The sequence below is a fragment of the Mesorhizobium sp. P2_E10 genome (assembly GCF_056404235.1).
Genome location: NZ_JBFUEK010000005.1, coordinates 340,298 through 361,541 on the forward strand (window position 1 = coordinate 340,298; position 21,244 = coordinate 361,541).

A 21,244-nucleotide genomic window follows, 5' to 3' on the forward strand; every position below is an offset into this window, starting at 1 on the left:
CGTGAGTGCCGCCCCCTCGGCGAAGACCGGCCCGCTCGCCGGTCTGACCGTGATCGAGATGGCCGGGCTCGGACCAGTGCCATTGGCCGGCCTGATGCTGTCGGAGATGGGAGCCGAAGTGCTGCGCATCGAGCGGACCGGTTCGGACCGGCCGATGCTGCCACTGTCCGATGACTACAACCTCGATTGTCACGGCCGATCCATCCTGCGCATCGACCTGAAGCGCGGGGAAGGCGCCGAACTGGTGCTGCGCCTTGCGCAAAAGACCGACATTCTGGTCGAAGGTTTTCGTCCTGGTGTCATGGAGCGGCTTGGTCTCGGGCCTGATATCGCGCTGGCGCGCAATCCGGCGCTGATCTACGGCCGCATGACCGGCTTCGGCCAGGACGGACCGCTCGCCGGCCGTGCCGGCCATGACATCACCTATCTCGCCTATTCCGGGGTGCTGCACGCCATCGGCCAGGAGGGCGGCCGGCCAGTCCCGCCGCTCAACCTCGTCGCCGACTATGGCGGCGGCGCCATGATGCTGATTGCCGGCGTTCTCGCTGCCCTATTCCAGCGCTCGCGCTCCGGCGAGGGCCAGGTGATCGATGCGGCGATGGTCGAGGGCGCTTCCATGCTGGCAACACCTGTGCACGCCTTGATGGCAGCTGGCCTGTGGAACGACACGCGCGGCGCCAACCTGCTCGATTCCGGGGCGCCGTTCTACGATACCTACACAACGGCGGATGGACGGCACATCGCTGTCGGCTGCCTCGAGCCCCGCTTCTTCGCCGAATTCGCAAGATTGCTGCCGCTCGACGCGGATCTTGTCCGCAACCAATACGACAAATCATCGTGGCCGGACATGCGCGCTGCTATCGCCGATCGGGTCAGGCAGAAGGCGCGCGACGACTGGGCTGGCCTGTTTGCCGAGACCGACGCCTGCGTTGCCCCGGTGCTGTCGCTGCGCGAAGCGAGCGATCATCCGCACAATCGGGCGCGCAACGCCTTCGTGAGAACGGGGGCGCTTGAACGCCCTGCCCCGACGCCGCGCTTCTCCGGCTCGCAATCGACGTTGGCCGCTGCGCCGACCGAAGATGATCGTCAGCCGGCGTCCGTGCTGGCGCGCTTCGGCATTTCGAAAAGCGAGACCGAAGCCCTTGTCAAATCCGGCCTAGTGGACCGACAACTGGAGAAGAAGAACAGCTTAAGCGGTGAGCACTTTGGTTGACCGGAACAAGAATGTCATTCGCGAGACCAACGCTGAAGCGATCAGGCTGGCCAGGACGCTGACCCGCAGCGCGCGTTTCGGCGCGCTGGCGGTGATCGAGCCCGGCACCGGTTCGCCACTGGCCTCAAGGGTCGGCATCGCCAGCGATATCGACGGCGCGCCGCTGATCCTGGTGTCGATGCTGTCTGCCCACACTGGAGCGATTCTCGCCGACCCACGCTGCTCCCTGCTTGTCGGCGAGCCTGGCAAGGGCGATCCCTTGGCACACCCGCGCTTGACGCTGGTCTGCCGGGCGCTGCGGCTGGAGCGCGGATCGAGCGAGCATGCCCGCGCCGAACGGCGCTATCTCAACCGCAATCCCAAGGCCAAGCTCTATGCCGGGCTGGGCGACTTCTCGATCTTCCGCCTAGAACCGGAGCGCGCCAGCCTCAATGGCGGTTTCGGCAAGGCCTATCTGCTCGATCGCTCCGATCTGATCACCAGCGGATCGATCGCCGAAGAGCTTGCCGCGAGCGAACAACCCGCCCTCGATCACATGAATGCCGACCATCTCGAGGCAATCGCCGTCTACGCGCACCACTTTGCCAAGGCCAAGGGCAAGGGCTGGATCGTTACCGGTTTCGATGCCGAAGGCATGGATCTGGCGTTGGGAGACACGATTTGCCGGGTCTTTTTCCCTGAACCATTGAAGGCGGCGCGCGACTTGCGGCCGGTTCTGGTCGACATGGCCAAGACTGGACGGCAGCCGGCTATGCACAAAATAGGCAGTTTATCGCCATGAATCAAAAGCAAGTCTTGAGATTTGGAGGAAATGTTCTACGATTCAATATGGCGCTGATTCACCAGCGTGCATCCGCAGTTGAATTTGGCACCAGACGCTATTGCCCCCATAGCGTTCGGATGAGCTGGAAAACATGGGGCATCAATGGTCTCGACTAAGCTAATTGCCAACGCCGAAGCGGCGGCTACGTTTCTCACCCTGATGGGCAACGAGAAACGGCTGCTGATCATGAGCTATCTGTCCGACGGTGAAATGTCGGTCGGTGCCATAGCCGAGAAAGTCATGCTCAGCCAATCCGCCCTGTCGCAGCATCTGGCCAAGCTGCGGGCGCTCGACCTTGTCGAGACCCGCCGCGACCGGCAGATGATCTACTATTCCTGCAAGTCCGCAGCTGTGCGCGACCTCCTCGCCATGCTGGATGGCATTTTTGGCGAAGGTGATCTGTCCCAGATGGCTTATCGCCTGCGCCGCGCCGGGACTTGACCGGCAGGACCGTTCGTCCCTTACCTCGCTGACGAATTTTGCCGGCGAGGAATGCATGGTTCCCATCCCCATCGACGACCCGCAAGACCCGCGCGTTGCCGCCTATTTCGATATCCGCGAACGCGACCTTACCGGCCGGCACGGCCGCTTCGTTGCCGAAGGCAAGGTTGTGCTGGACGTGCTGCTCTCGGCCCGGCGCTTTGCCACTGAGTCGGTTCTGGTTCTCGAGAACCGCCTGGCCGGTCTCGACCAGGTCTTGCGCAAGGCACCAGTGGACCTTCCGGTTTACGTCGCCGCCGGCGAGGTCATGGACAGGATCGCCGGCTTTCACATGCACCGCGGCATCTTGGCGATTGGCAGCAAAGGCCCCCCGCAGCGTGCCGAGGCCTTGCTGGACACCTTGCCCGCCAGCGCGCTGGTCATCGTGCTGATCGGCATCGCCAATCATGACAATATGGGTTCGATCTTCCGCAACGCCGCTGCCTTTGGCGCCGAAGCCGTGCTTCTCGATGCAACCTGCTGCGATCCGTTGTACCGCAAGGCGATCCGCGTCTCGGTCGGCGCGGCGCTGAAAGTTCCCTTTGCATCCTTCGACGACACCGTCGGCTTCACCGCCAGGCTCGACCGGTTGGGCTTCAGCCAGTTTGCCCTGTCGCCACGCGGGCTGACCGACATTCGCGATGCGAGAAGAACGGAACGATTGGCGCTCTATCTCGGCACGGAGGGCGAAGGCCTGCCGGAAAGCCTGCTCGCCCGCCTGCAAACGGCGCGGATCGACATGGCGCAAGGTTTCGACAGCCTGAACGTCGCCGCTGCCTCAGCCATCGCGCTGCATCATTTTTCAGCCAGGAAGGCGTAGGTCAGCTGGTTTTCTGATCTCAATTCGCCGAAGCGGCTTTTTGCAGCGCTCGCACGCGGTCGGCGAGACTGGTGGTCCCGGACCGCACGTCCTGAGGTGCTGAAAGTGCCTTGGCTATCGGCGAATCCGGTCCCTCGAGTTTCGCCGTCAGATTGACGACCTCCGCCGCCAGATCGTTCATCTGTTCGCGCAATGCAGCACTGGCGCCACGCACATCGCCGCCATCGCCGGATTTCGATGTTTCCAGCGCGCCGAGATCCGCCTTCAATCTCTTGTTCTCGCGCGCCAGCACCGTCAGCCTGGCCTCAAGCCGCTCCCGGTCGCTGTCGAGCTTGGCGATCGCCCTGTCGATATCGGCGCTTCTGGCGCCGACGTCCTCTCCTGCGACGAGGCGCGCAGCCGGAGCATTTCCCCCAGCATCGCCCTTCGATTTTTCGCGAAGCAGCGCGAGCTCCTTTTCGCGGCGGTCCAGCTTGTCCTCGCGATCGGCGAGCGTGGCCAGCAGGCGTTCGAGCTTCTTGTCCAGTTCGGCGGTTCTTTTCTTCTCGGCCTTCAAGGCATCGCGAGCAGCCTTGCCTTCAGCAGTGATCTCCTGATTGCGCCTGTCCGCCTCCTTGCGCTGCCCCCGCAGCACCGAGATATCATTGGCCAGCTTTTCCAGTTCGGATTCGCGCGCCACCAGTTCGATCTGGCGGTTGCTGGAGGAGAAGCTGGCGTCGTCATACATTTGCTCCAGCTTTTCGAGTTCGAGCGCGCGCTTTTCCAACATGCGCTCGGTTTGCGCGAGGCGTTCCGACAGGCGCTGCGACTGCTCCTCGCGCTGCCGAAGCTCTTCGTCCTTGGCCTGCAGCTCGGAAAGCGCCTGCGCCTTGTCCTTGCGCTCGATCGCCAGACCCTTGAGGGCCTCGTGCCCACGATTGATCTCGACCAGCTGCTCGGCTGCTTTCTCCCGCAACATCTTGACGTTTATTTCAAGCCTGCGCGTCGACATCGCGTACTCGGCCCGGATGCGATCCTTGTCCGCCTGGATCTCGGCCAGCGTCATCGGCACCGACGCCTCGACGCGTTTGCGCGTCAACGCCACGGCACGCCGCCAGATGGCCGGGGCAACCATCAGCGCCAGAAAGCCGGCGCAGAGAAAGCCGAGAGCGAAGAACAGGATCGACTGAACCAAGGTGAATATCCGTATGGATGGCAGAGAACCGCCAAAGCTGGACTTTGCCATCTTCGCATGACGCAAATCCAGTGCCGCGGCAAGGGTATGCCGCAGCAACATTGGGGTGAGGATCTATCGATCCGGTCGAAATGACGCAGTCACACCCCGGTCAGAAGGGATTCCAGGTCGGCTTCTGGGTAAGCTTGAGATAGCCGAGATTGACGCCGAGCCGCGCACCGACGCCTGTACGGATCGGCACCAGCAGAACCCGGTTGTTCTGCAGCACGTTGAAACCGACGCCCGCCACGACATAGGCGGAGCCGGCAACGCCGCCGAAACGATTGTAGAGACTGTTCACATCGTCGAGATTATAGACCAGCATCATGACGCGCGATCCCTCGCCGCCGAAATCCCAGCCCAGCGACGGACCTTGCCAGAACACTTTGTGGTCGCCGGCATTCTTAGTGTAGAGCGTGCCTTCGCCGTAGGTCAGGCCGCCGATCAGCGCGCCGGAGCCCTCTTCGCCCAGCAGATAGCCATTGGGCAGACCGTAGGAGGCAAAAATCTTCTCGACGACGGTGGCGAGCCCGCCCGACGTCGCACCGAAGAACTTGTGACCGGAATCGACGATCTCCTGAGCGGTGTATTCCTGGGCCCGCAAAGCCGAGGTTGAAAAGACGAGGAGCCCCATCAAGGCAATCGTCATTGAGAGGACACGGACAAAGGTCCGGTCGTAGAATCGGGAAAACATGCTTCCAATCTCCGTCATGGAGCACTTTCGCCGACGCCTCTCATCCGTGCGGCTCTTTGGCGGCCGTTAAGGATGACTGTTACGGGCAAACTATGCCGTAATTCTTTTTCAACCATTAACCTCTCACATGAAGATGGCGGTTCGAAGGCTGGTTTCGAGCCGTCCGCGCAGGTTCCCAGCCTGCGTGAACACGTCATTTCGCTAACGACAATTTTGGGTTTGTTGCTGCACGCACAGGCGCTGTGTATTCAGAAAGCTTGGGAGCGAGCGTGATTCGTGTAGACAGGCGCGACGGTTGACCGCCCGACCGAAGGGACGCAGATTTTTAGCAGGGATTTTCGCCGATGGCCGAGCTTTTCACCCTTTCCGCCCCCGATCTCGCAGCCTTGTTGTGCAGCAGGGTCTGCCACGACATCATTTCGCCGGTCGGCGCCATAAACAATGGTCTTGAACTGCTCGACGAAGGCGGCGCTGACGAAGACGCCATGAAGCTGATCCGCCAGAGCGCCAGAAACGCTTCGGCCCGCCTGCAATTTGCCCGCATCGCTTTCGGCGCCGCAGGTTCAGCCGGGATGATGATCGACACCGGCGACGCCGAGGCTGTCGCCATTGCTTTCCTGAAGAACGAAAAGCCGGAACTGACCTGGAACGGGCCTCGCGCGCTGCTGCCCAAAAACAAGGTGAAGCTGCTGCTCAACCTCATTCTCGTTGCCAACGCCGCCATTCCGCGCGGCGGCAAGCTTGTGGTCACGCTCGAAAATCTCGACACCGAGCCGCGCTTTGCGCTTGCGGCAAGTGGCCCGATGCTGCGCGTGCCGCCGAAATTCCTCGAACTGCATTCCGGCAACAAGCCCGAGGAGCCGATCGACGCCCATTCGGTCCAGCCCTACTACACGCTGCTTCTGGCGCGCGAGGCCAACATGACGATATCGATCCACGCGACCGCGGAAGAAATCGTGCTCTCGGCGGCCTGAAAATCTCGATCCGACCGGCAAGAACAGATCAAGTATTTGCGTCCGCCAATATTTGCGACGTAGTTTGCAATTCACGGCAAGGCAATTCAGGGCAAACAAGCGTCGCCAGCCTGGCCGCGTCGAATTCGCGGCGAAAACGGTGCGCAAAGGCCATGTTTGCAAAAACTTTACCTAACGGCTTTTCAGCTTCTTTACCAGATTGATCTATGGTGTCTCACAGATGCCCGGATGCCGCCGGTTCGCCACATGGCAAAGAGGACCCGGAAATGAAACGCTGCATGTTCGTCGACGATTCAAGCGTCATCAGGAAGGTTGCAAAACGCATCCTTGGTGGTTCCGACATGGTGGTGATCGAAGCAGCCACCGGGCTTGATGCCGTCGAGATGTGCGCTGCCGACATGCCGGATGTTATCGTCGTCGACGGTGCCCTGCCGGATATGCAGGCAGTGGATCTCATTCGCCGGGTGCGCGCCATGGAGAGCTCGATAAAGCCGCAGATCCTGATTTCACTGGTCGAGGTCGACGTCGCCTCGATCATGCGGGCAAAGCGTGCCGGCGCCCAGGGCTATCTGCTGAAGCCATTCAACCGGCCGCAGCTGCTCGAGCGTTTCCGCACCTTGAAAATCGCCGCCTGATTCGCTCGATAATCGCTGTCATCCAGCCATAAATGCAAAAAACCCGACCTAGGTCGGGTTTTTTTTGGAAAAACGATCGGACGGGCGTTTTCGCTCAGGCGCTGACGCGAATGTCTTCCGGTTCGCGCAGCACATAGCCGCGGCCCCAGACCGTCTCGATGTAGTTCTGGCCGCCGGAAGCGGCATCGAGCTTCTTGCGTAGTTTGCAGATGAAGACGTCGATGATCTTCAATTCCGGTTCGTCCATGCCGCCATAGAGGTGGTTGAGGAACATTTCCTTGGTCAGCGTGGTGCCCTTGCGCAGCGAGAGCAGCTCCAGCATCTGGTATTCCTTGCCGGTCAGATGCACGCGCTGGCCGCCGACTTCGACGGTCTTGGCGTCGAGATTGACCACCAGGTCGCCAGTGGTGATGACCGACTGGGCATGGCCCTTGGAACGCCGCACGATGGCGTGGATGCGCGCCACCAGTTCGTCCTTGTGGAATGGCTTGGTCATGTAATCGTCGGCGCCGAAGCCGAGACCGCGCACCTTGTCCTCGATACCGGCCATGCCGGAGAGGATGAGAATCGGTGTCTTCACCTTGGAAAGGCGAAGTGTTCTCAAAACTTCATAACCCGACATGTCGGGGAGATTGAGATCGAGAAGGATGATGTCGTAGTCGTAGAGTTTTCCGAGATCGACACCCTCTTCGCCGAGATCGGTCGTATAGACGTTGAAGCTTTCCGATTTCAGCATCAACTCGATGCTTTGTGCGGTTGCACTGTCATCTTCTATCAGCAGAACGCGCATTTCATTCCCCTTTTCTGCTGCCGGACCATTTCACGACCCGTCCGGGACCGGAGCAGTGATTGCCTGACCAGAAGGTGCCATCGAATGGTTAACAAAACCTAATTCCGCATCGAGGACGGTACCAGATTTTTTAACCCCTTTCTACACCCTGTTGAATCCAATAACGAATCACAAAACCAAACCGCTAATGCAACACATTAATAAGCCGGACTAAGTGACTCCAGGGACTCGCTGGCCAGCTTCCGTACAGAGAGCCGGAATTTTTACCCGGCCTTAAGTCCTGAGCCGTATGATTAACAATGCCCGTAAACGAATGGTTACCGCCGGCAAAAAACTTTAGGAGTTTGTTTCCCATAACTCCGGGAATGCCGGTGGAAACGGGTGGCACCAGGCCCTTGCCGGGTGGGTTGGACGATATGTGCAGGTGTGCGTTTCTGGGAGTACCGAATCATGAAGTCACGTGAAAACCTCGTTCGGCTGAAGCAGTTTCAGGTGAACGAGAAGCGGCGGCAGCTGCTGCAGCTCGACATGATGATCGCCGAGTTCGAGCGCATGGCTGTGGAACTGGAGCTCCAGATCACCGCCGAAGAAAAGAAGGCCGGCATCACCGACATCAATCATTTTGCCTATCCGACCTTCGCCAAGGCAGCGCGCTTGCGCCGCGACAACCTCAGAAATTCACAAAGCGACCTCGCCCAACAGCGAAGCGCTGCCGAATCATTACTCGGCGAAGCTGAAGCGGAGCTTTCCAAGGCTGAGATGCTGGAATCGCGCGACACCAAGATACGCGACGCCGAATTGGGCGGCCGCAGCGCCATGATCGGTTGAAAACAGAGCCCCGGACCCAATCCACCTGGGCAATCGGGGCGTGGCGCCGCCGCTCGTCCAGCGCAACGCGCAAGCCAGACGGCATGAATCCGGCACTTTGAGCACGATCCGATAGGCCGCCGGCCTCAGGCCCGGGTCAACAAATCCTCTTCGTGACCCACTGTCGCCCGCGCACGGGCCTCCTTGATGTCGGGCACATGCTGCTCCGACCAGGATCTTATCTGATTGAGCAGCCCCGCCAGGTTCTGGCCGAGTTCGGTCAATTCATATTCGACCCGCGGCGGGATCACCGGAAAGATTTCGCGCCGCACCAGACCGTCGCGTTCGAGGATGCGCAGTGTCTGCGTCAGCATCTTTGGCGTAATGCCTTCTAGCTTGCGCGCCAGTTCGCCATTGCGCATCCGGCCACGACGCAGCGCGCAAACCGTCAGATAGACCCACTTGCTGGCCAACATCTCGAGCACGGCGTGCGAAGGACACGTCCGCTGGAAGGCGTCATAGCCGAAGCCGCAATCATCATCACTATCCATGAGGTGCCTATATATAGAAAAGGTACATACTAGACAAGGGAATATTACTATCCAAATGATAGTGGCATCAACCAAGCAGGAGAGACTCCCATGCGTGCCATTATCCAGAATTCCGTCGGCGGACCCGACGTCCTCGTCATTGCCGATCGACCCAACCCGACGCCAAGACACGGCGAAGTGCTTGTTCGCGTCAAGGGCGCCGGCATCAATCCGGTCGATGGCGCCGTACGCGGCGGCTATTATCCGCTGCTTGGCGAACCGCCCTTCATCCTCGGCTGGGATATTTCGGGAACCGTCGAGGCGCTCGGCGCGGAGGTGACGGGCCTCAAGGTCGGCGACGCCGTGTTCGGCATGCCGCATTTTCCCAGACAGGCAGCAGCCTATGCTGAGCTCGCCGTCACGCCCGCCGATGAAATCGCGCTGAAGCCCGCAGGCATCGATCACATTCATGCCGCCGCATTGCCGCTGGCCGGGCTGACAGCCTGGCAAGGCCTTGTCCGCCATGGTGGGTTGAAGCACGGCCAGCGCGTGCTGATCCATGCAGCCGCCGGTGGCGTCGGACACCTGGCGGTACAGATCGCCAAGGCGCACGGCGCTTACGTCATCGCCACCGCCAGCCCGGAAAAGCTCGATTTCGTCCGCGCGCTCGGCGCCGACGAGGTGATCGACTACACCGCGGGCGATTTCACCGATAGCGCCCGCGACATTGATTTGGTCCTGGAGCCAATCGGCGGCGACCATGCGCAGCGCTCACTGAAAGTGCTGAGGGACGGTGGCGTACTGGTATCGCTGCTCAATGTCAGCGACGCCACCAAGGCAGATGCCAGCGCACGCAATATCCGCGTCGAGCGGATGTCCGTCGTGCCCGATCGTGAGGGCCTTGTGGAGCTTACCAAACTGATCGATGCGAAAAAGCTTGCCATTCACGTGGCCAGGAGCTTTCCGCTTGAAGAGGCCGGCGACGCCCATGCTTTTCTTGCCACCAGACCGATCGGCAAGGTGGTGCTGGCGGTCTAAAATCGTTGTGGCAAAACAAAAAGGGCGCGGATTGCCGCGCCCTTTTTCGTGTTCAAGCCGGCCCTAATGCCGGTATTGCTGGATGCGCGTCGTGCGCAGCCCGGCAAGGCCGTACTCGTCGATCGACGCCTGCCAGGACAGGAATTCCTCGGTGGTAAGCTTGTAGCGCTGGCATGCCTCATCGAGGCTCAAAAGCCCGCCACGAACAGCCGCCACCACCTCCGCCTTGCGCCGGATAACCCAGCGCCGAGTGTTCGTCGGCGGCAGATCGGCAATCGTAAGGGGGCTGCCGTCAGGCCCGATAACATATTTGACTCGCGGTCTAACCAGATCGGTCATCGTACTCTCTACAAAAAACTCAAAGACCCAATCCCCACCACATTACCGCCACAGCTTTAAAAATTGCCTAAGCAGACCCTAATGACTAGGTAAGGATCATGAACGCCGCGTTAGTCTTTTCGTCGGCATTTGAAACACTCGCCGGCAAGCGCGGAATTTGATCGCAAAATCGGCTGGCGCTCAAAGCTGGCGCACCCGGGGTGCTTGACCTATATTCGCGCCATTGGCATGCAAGCGCCGTGCAGAACGAAAGAACCATGAACAGCCTCGATCTCCCCGCAAGCCCGCAAAACACCCGCATCGTCGTCGCCATGTCGGGCGGCGTCGATTCATCGGTCGTCGCCGGCCTGCTGAAGCGCGAAGGTTATGATGTCGTCGGCGTCACGCTGCAGCTCTATGACCATGGCGCGGCGACGCACCGGGCCGGTTCGTGCTGCGCCGGCCAGGACATCGACGACGCCCGCCGTGTCTCTGAGACGCTGGGCATCCCGCACTATGTGCTCGATTACGAGGAGCGATTCCGCAAGGCGGTCATCGATCCCTTCGCCGAGAGCTATGTCGCCGGCGAAACGCCGATCCCTTGCGTTTCGTGCAACCAGACCGTCAAGTTCGCCGATCTTCTGGCGACCGCCAAGGAGCTTGGCGCCGATGCGCTGGCCACCGGCCACTACATCCGCTCCGGCGCCAACGGCGCGCATCGCGCGCTGTATCGGCCGGTCGATGCCGATCGCGACCAGAGCTATTTCCTGTTCGCCACCACCCAGGCGCAGATCGACTATCTGCGCTTTCCGCTCGGCGGCCTGTCGAAGCCACAGGTTCGCGCCATTGCCGAGGAGATGGGGTTGACCGTCGCCGCCAAGCAGGACAGCCAGGACATCTGTTTCGTGCCACAGGGCAAATATTCCGACATCATCGCCAAGCTGAGGCCGTCCGCCGCCAATCCGGGCGACATCGTCCACATTGACGGTCGCGTGCTGGGCCGCCATGAGGGCATCTTGCGCTATACGATCGGCCAGCGGCGCGGCATCGGCATCGCCTCCGGCGAGCCGCTCTATGTCGTCCATCTCGACGCCGACCGGGCTCGCGTCATCGTTGGTCCGCGCGAGGCGCTGGAGACGCACAAGATCTATCTGCGCAACATGAACTGGCTGGGCGACACTTCGCTGTCGGACATACCGGCAGCCGGGCTTGAGCTGTTCGCCAAGGTGCGTTCGACGCGCCCGCCGCGCCCGGCCGTGCTGCATCACCGTGCCGGCAGCACCTTTGTCGAGCTGACCGATGGTGAATCCGGCATCGCACCCGGCCAGGCCTGCGTGCTCTATTCCGACGACGGCAACGAGGCCCGCGTGTTCGGTGGCGGCTTCATCGAGCGTTCGGAGCGCGGCGCCGAGGCCGAGGCCATGCTGACGCGGCTGGCCGCCCGCCCGGCGCAGATCCCCGCAGAGTAAACGGCAGCACTTTTCTTCAGGTACCGGATTTGGTGTGGGTGACCGTGCCCGCGGTCAGGATGCGCAGCACCCTGATGGCTTCTTCACCGCTGGTGCGCGGTTCGGCCCGCGTCTCGATGCACTGGATGAAATGCTCCAGCTCGCGCGTCAGCGGCATGCCTTGCGCAACCGCCACATAGGATGGTTCGTTGGCGGTAAACGCCCACTGGCCGCTGTCCTGCCACACGGCGTGACGGTAGACGGCGAGCTTGCGCTCCCATGGCTCGACATCGTCGAACACCGCCATCGCCTTGGTGCCGACCACCGTCAGCCGCCGCTCGCGATAGGGATTGAGCCGCGAGGTGAAGAGATGGCTGCGCAGGCCGTTGGGAAAGCGCATGTGCAGATGCGCGAAGTCGCTGAGATTGTCGAGCAGCGCTGCACCCTCGCCGCGCACCTCGATCGGCTCCGTGCCGGTGATCGCCAGGATCATCGACAGATCGTGCGGCGCCAGATCCCACAGCGCATCGTTCTCAGTGTGGAACTTGCCGAGCCCGAGCCGGTGCGAGTGGATGTATCGCACCTCGCCGAGCTCGCCATTGTCGATCAGCGCCTTCAGCGTCTCGAAGGCGGGATGAAAGCGCAGCACATGGCCGACCATGAAGACGCGGCCATTGTCCTTGGCCGCCTGCACCGCGCGCTCGGCATCGGCCACCGTCAGCGCGATCGGCTTTTCCACCAGCACGTCCTTGCCGCCTTCGACGGCGCGCACCGCCATGTCGGCATGGAACTGCGGCGGCAGCGCCATGATGATGGCGTCGACGTCGTCGCGGACAAACAGCTGCTCGGGCTCGATCGCCAGGCAATCCTGCTCGCTGGCAAAACCTTCCGCACGGGCGCTGTTGAGGTCGGAGACCGCATGCAGCGCGCCAAGCGCCTTGAGGGTGCGGATGTGGTTGCTGCCCCAGTATCCGCAACCGAGGACTGCGATGCGCGGTTTCATTTGTTTCAAACTCTAGAATTTCCAGGCCGAGACATAGCGACGTGCCCCGCCGAACTCAACCCCGGTAGCCCCGCTCAAATGTCTGCCCGGCAAAGCTTTTCGGCGACACGCGAATATGCCGCCATGCCGGTCGCCTGGAAGCTTGACAGGCTTGCCCTCCCAACCTTATATCCGCGCGACCTTGGCGAACGCCTCGACATGCCTTTCGATTTGAGGCGGATTTCGGGCCTTTCGCCGCCCTGGCGGGGTAGCTCAGTTGGTTAGAGCACGGGAATCATAATCCTGGGGTCGGGGGTTCAAGTCCCTCTCCCGCTACCACCTTCACAGTCCAAACGATTCTCCGGTCCCCTCATGGCTCCCCGGAAGCGCATCGTTTGCGGGGTGTGCGGCCGAAAGCCGGGGAGAGCAGGTCCCGGGGTCTTATTTGACGGTCGAAAACTCAAAACGATCGAAACGGAAGACTGCCGTATACTCGTTGCGTCGCTCCGGCGTCCCGGCAGGATTGCGAAAGATCGCGCCGCAGGTTGTCTGAACTTTCGGAATGGCGTCGCACAGGAAGTTCTGCTGCACCCAGCTGGTTCCTTTATCTATCCATGCGCCTCCCCCGCGCAGGTCACGACCGAGGATGAGCGACCTGATCTCCGAACCGGTAAGCCGGTCCTTCGCATCCAGATCGACCTCTTCCGGCAACTCCGGCAAACCGGCCTTGTCCAGGCCGTCCAGCAGACGCCCGATGTCAGCCGGGTTCTTGAACACAAAATATCTCTGCGTGACCAGCTGATTTGCCCCTCCATCCTTTCGTTCCAACATGACGTTCCTTAGCCTGTCACTATAGGCCGCGACCTGGTCACTGCGCCCGAGATGTGCGTAGGCCGAAACCAACACCTGCAGGCCGTAGAATTTCGGCCATGGATCGGGCGATTGGAGATCGATCCTTTCAAGGTAGTCGACAGCTTCCTCGAAACGACCCTGGCCAAATTCAGCCAGCCCAGCCAGGTAGTGCCGATGGTCATTGCCGCCTGGGTCGACACGGTTGGCCGCGACGAGATAGTCGCTGGCCTCGTTCGGCCTGCCACTGAAATTCAGAGCTTCTGCCAGCCCGACATAGTTCAGGGGATCGCTCGGGTCGAGCGCCACTGCCTTGAACATAACCGCGACTGCCTCGTCGGACCGGTGCTCGCGAACCAGCAAACTGGCGACGAGCTGATAGTAGGACGGCGAAGGATGCCTAGCCGCCGCCCCCAGGTACTTGTATACGTTGAACTGCGCAATGCTATCCGAAGAGGCTAAAGCTTTGACCCGTGGCCCGTCCATGTCCCAATAGGCCCATGCGAGCGAGGCTGCCGCCACGCCGAAATTCGGATCGAGTTCCAGCGCCTGCTGGAAAAACCTCACCGCCTGCGCAAACTCGTCTGGAGTATTGCGACGATTGTAGATCTCCATGCCCTGGAGGTAAGCTTCGTAGGCTGCAGGATTGCGCGTGCCGCCCGCGACATCTGCCTTGCCTTGGGCGCTGACGAGACGGAGCTTGAGCGCGCCCGCGATGCTGACGACGACCTTGTCCTGCAACGCAAACACATCCGTCCACTGGCCGTCGAAACGTTCTGCCCAGAGATGACCGGTGGTCGAGCCGTCGATCAATTGCGCGTTGATACGCATGTCGTCGCCGACCCGACGTATCGAACCCTCCAGTATGTACCGGACACCAAGCGCTGCGGCGACCTCAGCGGGTCTGGTCTCCTTGTCCTTGTAGGCGGAAGCCGCGTTTCGCGACACGACGAACAGTCCGGGCACGCGTGCAAGTTCTGTGGTCAGGTCCTCGGTGAAACCGTCGGCCAGATAACCTTGCGCCTTGTCGTCGCTGAGATTGTCAAATGGAAGCACGACGAGGGATGGCCGGGTGTCGGCTTTCGCATTGGCCGTCAGGGCGGTGGGCCGAAGCGGTGGCTCCCACGGTCGCCACCACGCTGCTGCAAGGCCGACTGCGACAACAAGGACCCCAATAACGACGGCCAGATTGCGCCTGAAGCGTGGGTGTCGATTGACAGTCATGGGCTTTCCCGCCACCGCGGGATCGAGCAGCACCCGGTACGCTTGCACCGGTTCGGCGATGTTCTTCAGCTTCTGTTGGCCCATCGGCTCAAAGCCGAAAGCCAACTTCTTCTCAACCTCTTTTGCGACCTTTGCCGAGACACAGATGCCGCCAGGTTCCGCCAGTTGTTGGAGCCTGGCAGCGACGTTGACGCCTTCGCCATATCGGTCCTCGCCCTCGACAATCATCTCGCCGAGATTGATCCCGATCCTGACGCGAATCCGATGATCCTCGGAAACGGCGGCGTTGCGTTCCGCCAGGGCGTGCTGCAACGACACGGCACATTCGACCGCATCCACGACGCTGCCGAATTCGGCCAGCAGTCCATCGCCCATCAGCTTGAAGATGTGGCCGTGGTGGCGGGCAATCTCAGGCTCGAACAGTTCCTTGCGTCCAGCTCGAAGGCGCTCGAACGTGCCGGCCTCGTCGCGTTCCATCTGGGCGGAATAGCCCACAACATCGGCAGCGAGAATGGCGGAAAGCTTACGGTCCATCGATCTGGCCTGTCCCCCGTGGAGTATAGACCTGGTCACACTGAAATGAAACGACCGACCTCTCCAGCGTCCGTCGCCGGTGTCTCAGGATCATCCAGCAATCGTTGGCACCGATCTTGCCATCGAGGATGACGGAACTGTCGCTTTGATGCTTGAGCGCCGAGGCTCGCCTCCCGCAATCTCGATGGCGAACTGCAGTTCCAGCGAGATAGCAGGAAGGCGCCGCGGCAGTGGTCGACTTGGCATTGTGCAGCGCCCCAGAGGACTGAACCGCGAAAGATCGGACGAGGTTCAGATGCGAGGAAAAGCAACGCGCATTTCACTCCTCCCTGAAGGCCCGCGCAATCTGATCCGCCAGGGGTTTCACGAGATAGGAAAGCATTGTGCGACCGCCCGTCGAAAAGAACACCTCGACCGGCATTCCAGGTGCCAATGTCAGGCCCTTGAGCCTGGTAAGCTCCGCGCGGGTCAAGTTGACGCGCGCTGTATAGAAGCTGGCGCCGCTTCGTTCGTCGATAGTGAGATCGGGAGAGATCTCGCTGACGACACCGTTCAGTTCCGGCGTGATCCGCTGATTGAAGGCAGTGAGCCGCAGGATCGCACTCTGCCCCAGTGTCAGTTGATCGATATCTTGCGGGGCCACGCGCGCTTCGACAGTCAGGTCGTCTGCCACCGGTACGATGAGCATGATTTGCTCACCCGGAGAAACAACCCCCCCGACCGTGTGTACGCCGAGTTGATGAACGACGCCGGTTTGCGGACTGCGTATATCGATACGCTTGAGCTGATCCTCAGCTGACACCTTGCGTTCGACGAACTCGGAAAGCTTGGCCTGAACGTCACGGAGCTCGGTCGCAACCTCGCTGCGCAGATCCTGGTCGACCTGGATGATCTGCAGGCGGATTTCGGATGTATGACCCTTCGATTGCGCGATCGCCGCTGTAAGCTGCCCGTGCTCGCCTTCCAAGCGCACGGCATCGCGTTCGAGCGCGGTTATGCGATCAATCGAGACCAGCTTGCTTTGCCAAAGTTTGCGCATGCCCTCGAGCTCTATGCCAATCAGCTTGATTTCCTGGCTTTTGGCGTCTCTTTGCTCGGTCAGGCCGGAGACCTCCTCGACAAGCTGAGCGATACGCTCCGCCAGCTGAGCCTTCTGGCCAGCGCGCGCCTGCCTGCGAAACTCGAACAGGGATCGCTCGCCGGCCATCGCGCGGCCGGTCTCGGGTTCCGCTTGCCGCGACATGAGTGACGCCGGAAAGGCGATGACGTCGGCACCGTCGCGCTCGGCTTCAAGGCGCGCCAGGCGGGCATCGAATTCATCGAGGCTCTTGGTGACAATGGCCAGATTGGCGCGGGTGATCGTTTCATCGAGACGGATCAGGACCTGCCCCGCCTGCACGGCATCGCCTTCCCGGACCAGGATTTGACCGACCACGCCGCCCGTTGGATGCTGCACCTTCTTGACGCTGGAATCGACGACCAATCGTCCCGAGGCGATGACGGCTCCGGAAAGCTCCGTGACGGCGGCAAGGCTTCCCGCGCCGCCAACAAGCAGGACGCAGGCGGCGATGCCGCCAAGCAGATAGCGCCGAATGGTCCTGTCAATCGCGGATGCAGCGCGTTCCGCCATCAGGATGTGGCCTCTTCGGGGCCGGAGACGACCTTCAGCGGGACGCCTGCCGGGCGGGTAACCTTGTTCAACACCTCATTCTTGGGGCCAAAGGCCTGCACGCGGCCGCCGGCCATGACGAGCACCTGGTCAAGGCTTGCCAGCGCGCTTGGCCGATGCGCCACGACGACGGCAATGCCACCTCTTTCACGCACGCCCTGGATTGCCACCGTCAGCGCGGTTTCGCCTTCGGAATCGAGATTGGAGTTGGGCTCATCCAGAATGACCAGGAACGGATCGCCAAAGAGAGCCCTGGCCAGCGCCACCCTTTGTCTCTGGCCAGCCGAAAGCGCCGACCCGGCCTCACCGATCCGCGTCTCATAGCCTTCCGGCAGATGGACAACGAGATCGTGCACGCCGGCAGCGCGTGCCGCCGCCAATATCTTGTCCGAGGGCGCCTGGAGTTCGAAGCGCGATATGTTTTCGGCAATGGTGCCGTCGAACAGCTGGACGTCCTGCGGGAGGTAGCCGACATGCTTGCCAAGCTCTTCGGGCGACCACTGGTCGAGCGTCGCGCCGTCCAGCCTGACGGTTCCGCGCACCGGCAGCCAGATACCGGCGATGGCTCGCACAAGCGAGGATTTTCCCGAAGCGCTCGGCCCGATGATGCCGAGGCCGGCGCCCTTCTCCAGCGCAAAGCCGGCATCCTGCACGACCACACGACGCTCGCCCGGTGGCGTAACGCTGATGCCTTCGACCGAAAGCGCCGATATCGGCGCCGGCAGCGAGACACTTGTTGCAGTTTCGGGAAGCAGGGCCAAAAGCTGCGTCAGCCGAGCCCAGGCCTGGCGGGCAGTGACGAAACCCTTCCAGTGGGCGATGGCCAGTTCGATAGGTGCGAGCGCCCTACCCATCATGATCGAACTGGCGATCATTATACCGCCCGTCGCCTCCTGATGAATGACGAGATAGGCGCCGATCGCCAACACACCTGACTGCAGCATCATCCGCAGGATCTTCGAGATCGTTCCGAGCGTACCCGCCAGGTCGCTCGCTTTCGCATTCGTGTCGAGATAGTCGGCGTTGATGCCCGACCAGCGCTCGGCGATACGTGAGCCAAAGCCCATGGCCTGCAGAACCTCGACATTGCGGCGGGTAGCCTCGGCAAGCGTGTTGCGCGCCGCGGCCTGGCTGTTTGCCCTTTTCGTCGGCTCTCGTGTGCGCATTTCGGCAAGCAATGTCAGGCCAAAGAGAATGACGGCGCCGGCGAGCGCAGCCATGCCAATCCAGAAATGGAACAGGAAGCAAATACCCAGATACAGCGGCATCCACGGCAGATCGAAAAGCGCGGTCGGACCGGCGCTCGACAGAAACGAGCGCACCTGGTCGAGATCCCGCAACGACTGCAGGCCATCGCCAGCGAGCTTGGTGCGCAATGGCAGGCGCATCAGGGCTGCATAGACTTGCCCGCTCAGCTGCGCGTCGAGCGCCATGCCGATGCGCACCAGCAGCCGTGACCGGATGAGCTCGAGCACGCCCTGGAAGATGAAAAGCGTGGCGGCAAACACGGCAAGCCCGACGAGCGTCGGCACGCTGCGGCCGGGTATGACGCGATCATAGACCTGCAGCATGAAGAACGAGCCGGTCAGCGCCAGGATGTTGACGACCCCGCTCATCAACGCGATTCCGGCGAACGCGCGTCGAAACGAAGCCAAAACCGATGCGAGGGTTGTTCGCGGCGGCTCGGATGGATTGGACTGCGTCGTCGCCTTCACATCAGTTCCTGTTCAGTCTCAGGCAGCAATGCAATAAATGGAGATTGCCGAGGCTTGATGACGAACGTGTCCGTACCGGCCTCACCATCAGCTGTTGCGCCTAGATAAACCAATCCCCCAGCGCATAAGCGTGAACATAGTCGATGTGCATTTCCGCCGGCGTCGCCAGCCCGTCGGCGGGTGCTCCCGCGATGCCGCCAACCGCCAGGTCGACCAGCATGTACATCGGCTCGTGCATGTCGGCAGGCGTTGCGGCACGGGCGACTTCGACGTCGTCGAAATACCAGACCAGTTCGTCTTGCGTCCACAGCACCCCGTATGTGTGGAAGCCTGCGGTATCCGAGACATAGGGCGTCGCGCCCACGGTTGTGTGCGCTCCCGTCTCGTTCGTGTGGCCAGTCAGGAGGAGCTTGTTAGGGTCCTGGCCGGTCATCTCGATGGCATCCAGTTCCGGCGGCCAGGAACCGTCCGCCGGCAGCAGCCAGAAGGCCGGCCACGCACCTTGTTTCTCCGGCATGTCGGCACGGATTTCGAAATAGCCATAGGTCTGCACGAAGGTATCGTGGGTCGTCAGCAGGCCCGACGTATACTTGTAGTCGTTTATCAAGGGCTGGATCGCTTCCGCAGCCCGGGCGGCGGTTATCGTGAGAACGCCGCTGTCGACGCTGAACGGATGGACGGAACTGGTCGGCGCGTAGTTGGCATCGATATACCATTGAAGCTCGCCATTGTCGGTGAGCGAACTGCCGTTTGCGCCGCCCCACCAGAAGTTCGTGTCCCAGGTGCCGCTCGAGCCGTTCCTGAGGCTCAGCGTTTTGAACTCGTCGGAGAAGGTGAGTTCCAGATGCGACCTGTCCAGCGCCAGATCGAACTGGCCTTCCGTGAACTGGCCGACCGTCTTGTTGGCGAAGACCAGAAACTCGGTGCTGGAAAGATTGAGCCGCACATTCGCGCCCGACTGGACCATATTGGCCTGCACCTGCTCGAAGGAGGTGAAGCCGTAGCTCCCGACGCGCACGGTGTCGTCGGCGCCAAAGTCCAGGATCAGGTCGCTGCCGTTGCCCCGGGTAACGACGAAGATGTCCGCCCCCGATCCGCCTTTCAGAACATCATCGCCCTGCAAGCCGTCGAGCGTCTGCTGGCCGGCGCCGCCGGTAATGATGTTGTTTAGCGCGTTTCCGAAAGCATAGTGTTTGTCGCCGGTGACGGTCAGGTTCTCGAAATTCGCCGGCAGCCGATAACTCATCCAGGTCGAGATGGTGTCGACACCCTCATTGGCCAGCTCGACCGGCTTGTTCTTCGTGGAATACAGATAGTAGATGTCGTCGCCCTTGCCGCCATACATCGTGACGCTGACGCTGGCGTCGCCGTAGATGGTGTCGTTGTATATGCTGCCATAGAGTGTCGGGCCGGAATTGGTCGCCGAGTACCACTTTGTCGAGGACCCGCTGTAGGAGAGTGGAACGCCTTTGGCGTTCAGGACGGTCGCCATGCTGGTCTCTGCTCCTTCGACTCGCCTTGATGTCAGGCCTAGCATCTATGGAGGACACGAGAAGCCAATGCCTTTTTTGGTCTTCGACTTGGGTTCGACTTGTGAGAGTTACCAAGAACTTAACATGCAGGCGGTCCGGGCCGCCCTCATTGCCTCTAGTGCATCAAGGTTGGGCTGCCAGCACTTTTTTTGGTCACAAGTCGTCGCAATGTGCGGGGCTACGAGAAAGGGGCAGACTGCGTTGAGAAACGCGATACCTGCTATCCAGGTTCGAGCGCGTCGCCTTGGGCTTTGGATGGAGCAGCATCCAAGACGCAATTCACGAGAAGCAAGCAAGCTCTCAGGCCATTCTCTATGGCCTCGCTATTCTTTCGACGCACCCAATCAAGCCACAGCCCGTCCATCGTCGCAGTAATGCTGTCCACGAGAAATGGGACTGATTCACGGCCCTTCGTTCGTTCATCCGCTATCTGACTCAGTATCTCTGAAAGTTCATTTCGGAAATGCTGGTAAAGGGAAACCTCGGTTTTCAAAATATCGTCGGAGGCCAAAGCGGCGGACCAGAGGTCGATCCGGACGCGCAAGAAGTCCCTTTTGAGGAAATTAGGGGTCAGGAACGTCCCCAGGAAAATTTTAAGCTGCTCACTCGGGGAATTAGATCCTTTGGCGCGTTGATCGCGGACCGCTTCTATCAAGAGATTTGACGTATATCGATAGGTCTCAACAAGAACCTCATTCATATCTTTGAAATTGTAGGTTATGTGACCCAAGGAAATATTGGGGTGCTCGGCAATTTTTCGAGCGGTTAATTTGGCGTAGCCGACCTCCTTGATGCACTGGAACGCCGCCTCGATGATCTCGGCCCTCCGCGCCTCGGAGGTCAGATACGTTCGTGGGGATTTCCGCATTGCCGCCATCTCATTCCTGCTTTCAGCGTTCGTCGACAGAACCGGCTTTCGGTTCCAAATGCAAATCGTGGCGAGACCCTGCGATGCC

Annotated in this window: 20 protein-coding genes and 1 tRNA gene; 10 read left to right on the plus strand and 11 right to left on the minus strand. The window is 61.0% G+C overall.

Translation table 11 applies throughout. The features are described 5' to 3' along the window. The first annotated feature begins 1 nt into the window (after position 1). The 4 genes from AC1D0N_RS16445 (at position 2) to AC1D0N_RS16460 (ending at position 3,336) form a co-directional block, all read left to right on the plus strand. Positions 2-1,213, plus strand: coding sequence for a CaiB/BaiF CoA transferase family protein (locus AC1D0N_RS16445; protein ID WP_477245625.1), 1,212 nt, complete (start codon positions 2-4; stop codon positions 1,211-1,213). Beyond that, positions 1,197-1,994, plus strand: coding sequence for a HugZ family pyridoxamine 5'-phosphate oxidase (locus AC1D0N_RS16450; protein ID WP_477245627.1), 798 nt, complete (start codon positions 1,197-1,199; stop codon positions 1,992-1,994). Before AC1D0N_RS16445 ends, AC1D0N_RS16450 begins: the two co-directional genes overlap by 17 nt. Before the next feature lie 144 nt (positions 1,995-2,138). Then, on the plus strand, positions 2,139-2,477 hold the full coding sequence (locus tag AC1D0N_RS16455; RefSeq protein ID WP_477245629.1) for an ArsR/SmtB family transcription factor: 339 nt from the start codon (positions 2,139-2,141) through the stop codon (positions 2,475-2,477). Between the two features lie 55 nt (positions 2,478-2,532). Continuing rightward, positions 2,533-3,336, plus strand: coding sequence for a TrmH family RNA methyltransferase (locus tag AC1D0N_RS16460; protein WP_477245631.1), 804 nt, complete (start codon positions 2,533-2,535; stop codon positions 3,334-3,336). Between the two features lie 19 nt (positions 3,337-3,355). Here AC1D0N_RS16460 and AC1D0N_RS16465 read toward each other — a convergent pair whose 3' ends face one another. Together AC1D0N_RS16465 and AC1D0N_RS16470 are read right to left on the minus strand one after the other, a co-directional pair. Continuing rightward, positions 3,356-4,510, minus strand: coding sequence for a coiled-coil domain-containing protein (locus AC1D0N_RS16465; protein WP_477245633.1), 1,155 nt, complete (start codon positions 4,508-4,510; stop codon positions 3,356-3,358). Positions 4,511-4,661: 151 nt separating this feature from the next. Then, the gene (locus AC1D0N_RS16470; RefSeq protein WP_477245908.1) at positions 4,662-5,198 is read right to left on the minus strand and encodes a DUF1134 domain-containing protein; all 537 of its coding nucleotides are present in this window, start codon (positions 5,196-5,198) and stop codon (positions 4,662-4,664) included. A 389-nt stretch (positions 5,199-5,587) separates the two neighbouring features. On the opposite strand from AC1D0N_RS16470, the gene chpT reads away from it, so the two are divergent. After that, positions 5,588-6,217, plus strand: a complete 630-nt coding sequence (chpT, locus tag AC1D0N_RS16475) for a histidine phosphotransferase ChpT (protein ID WP_477245635.1) — start codon at positions 5,588-5,590, stop codon at positions 6,215-6,217. A 266-nt stretch (positions 6,218-6,483) separates the two neighbouring features. Further along, positions 6,484-6,852, plus strand: coding sequence for a response regulator (locus tag AC1D0N_RS16480; RefSeq protein WP_477245637.1), 369 nt, complete (start codon positions 6,484-6,486; stop codon positions 6,850-6,852). A 94-nt stretch (positions 6,853-6,946) separates the two neighbouring features. Here the strand turns inward: AC1D0N_RS16480 and ctrA are convergent, their stop codons facing one another. Then, on the minus strand, positions 6,947-7,642 hold the full coding sequence (ctrA, locus tag AC1D0N_RS16485; protein WP_006203583.1) for a response regulator transcription factor CtrA: 696 nt from the start codon (positions 7,640-7,642) through the stop codon (positions 6,947-6,949). Between the two features lie 450 nt (positions 7,643-8,092). Between ctrA and AC1D0N_RS16490 the strand changes: the two genes are divergently transcribed. Continuing rightward, a complete protein-coding gene (locus AC1D0N_RS16490) occupies positions 8,093-8,470 on the plus strand; it encodes a flagellar export protein FliJ (RefSeq protein ID WP_023669945.1) in 378 nt (125 codons plus the stop codon). 125 nt (positions 8,471-8,595) lie between these two features. Here AC1D0N_RS16490 and AC1D0N_RS16495 read toward each other — a convergent pair whose 3' ends face one another. Beyond that, complete coding sequence (locus AC1D0N_RS16495) at positions 8,596-9,000, minus strand: winged helix-turn-helix transcriptional regulator (RefSeq protein WP_477245638.1); 405 nt, start codon at positions 8,998-9,000, stop codon at positions 8,596-8,598. Positions 9,001-9,090: 90 nt separating this feature from the next. Between AC1D0N_RS16495 and AC1D0N_RS16500 the strand changes: the two genes are divergently transcribed. Next, positions 9,091-10,017, plus strand: coding sequence for an NADP-dependent oxidoreductase (locus tag AC1D0N_RS16500; protein WP_477245640.1), 927 nt, complete (start codon positions 9,091-9,093; stop codon positions 10,015-10,017). 63 nt (positions 10,018-10,080) lie between these two features. Here the strand turns inward: AC1D0N_RS16500 and sciP are convergent, their stop codons facing one another. After that, positions 10,081-10,356, minus strand: a complete 276-nt coding sequence (gene sciP, locus AC1D0N_RS16505; protein ID WP_013529904.1) for a CtrA inhibitor SciP — start codon at positions 10,354-10,356, stop codon at positions 10,081-10,083. Between the two features lie 257 nt (positions 10,357-10,613). Between sciP and mnmA the strand changes: the two genes are divergently transcribed. Continuing rightward, positions 10,614-11,804, plus strand: a complete 1,191-nt coding sequence (mnmA, locus tag AC1D0N_RS16510; RefSeq protein ID WP_477245642.1) for a tRNA 2-thiouridine(34) synthase MnmA — start codon at positions 10,614-10,616, stop codon at positions 11,802-11,804. 16 nt (positions 11,805-11,820) lie between these two features. Here mnmA and AC1D0N_RS16515 read toward each other — a convergent pair whose 3' ends face one another. Beyond that, positions 11,821-12,786 carry a Gfo/Idh/MocA family protein gene (locus AC1D0N_RS16515; RefSeq protein ID WP_477245644.1) on the minus strand — a complete coding sequence of 322 codons (966 nt, stop codon included), beginning with the start codon at positions 12,784-12,786 and terminating at the stop codon, positions 11,821-11,823. 241 nt (positions 12,787-13,027) lie between these two features. Here AC1D0N_RS16515 and AC1D0N_RS16520 point away from each other — a divergent pair. Then, positions 13,028-13,104 (plus strand) — tRNA-Met (locus AC1D0N_RS16520). 102 nt (positions 13,105-13,206) lie between these two features. On the opposite strand, the gene AC1D0N_RS16525 is transcribed toward AC1D0N_RS16520, so the two are convergent. The 5 genes from AC1D0N_RS16525 to AC1D0N_RS16545 form a co-directional block, all read right to left on the minus strand. Beyond that, positions 13,207-15,372 carry an adenylate/guanylate cyclase domain-containing protein gene (locus AC1D0N_RS16525; RefSeq protein WP_477245646.1) on the minus strand — a complete coding sequence of 722 codons (2,166 nt, stop codon included), beginning with the start codon at positions 15,370-15,372 and terminating at the stop codon, positions 13,207-13,209. 319 nt (positions 15,373-15,691) lie between these two features. Continuing rightward, a complete protein-coding gene (locus AC1D0N_RS16530) occupies positions 15,692-17,002 on the minus strand; it encodes an HlyD family type I secretion periplasmic adaptor subunit (RefSeq protein ID WP_477245648.1) in 1,311 nt (436 codons plus the stop codon). After that, a complete protein-coding gene (locus AC1D0N_RS16535; RefSeq protein WP_477245650.1) occupies positions 17,002-18,756 on the minus strand; it encodes a type I secretion system permease/ATPase in 1,755 nt (584 codons plus the stop codon). The genes AC1D0N_RS16530 and AC1D0N_RS16535 overlap by 1 nt, the downstream gene beginning before the upstream one ends. 100 nt (positions 18,757-18,856) lie before the next feature. Further along, entirely contained in the window at positions 18,857-20,248 is a 1,392-nt protein-coding gene (eglC, locus tag AC1D0N_RS16540) for an endo-1,3-1,4-beta-glycanase EglC (protein WP_477245652.1), read from the minus strand. Between the two features lie 260 nt (positions 20,249-20,508). Next, positions 20,509-21,156: a TetR/AcrR family transcriptional regulator gene (locus AC1D0N_RS16545; protein ID WP_477245654.1), complete on the minus strand. Its 648-nt coding sequence runs from the start codon at positions 21,154-21,156 to the stop codon at positions 20,509-20,511. Between the last annotated feature and the right edge of the window lie 88 nt (positions 21,157-21,244).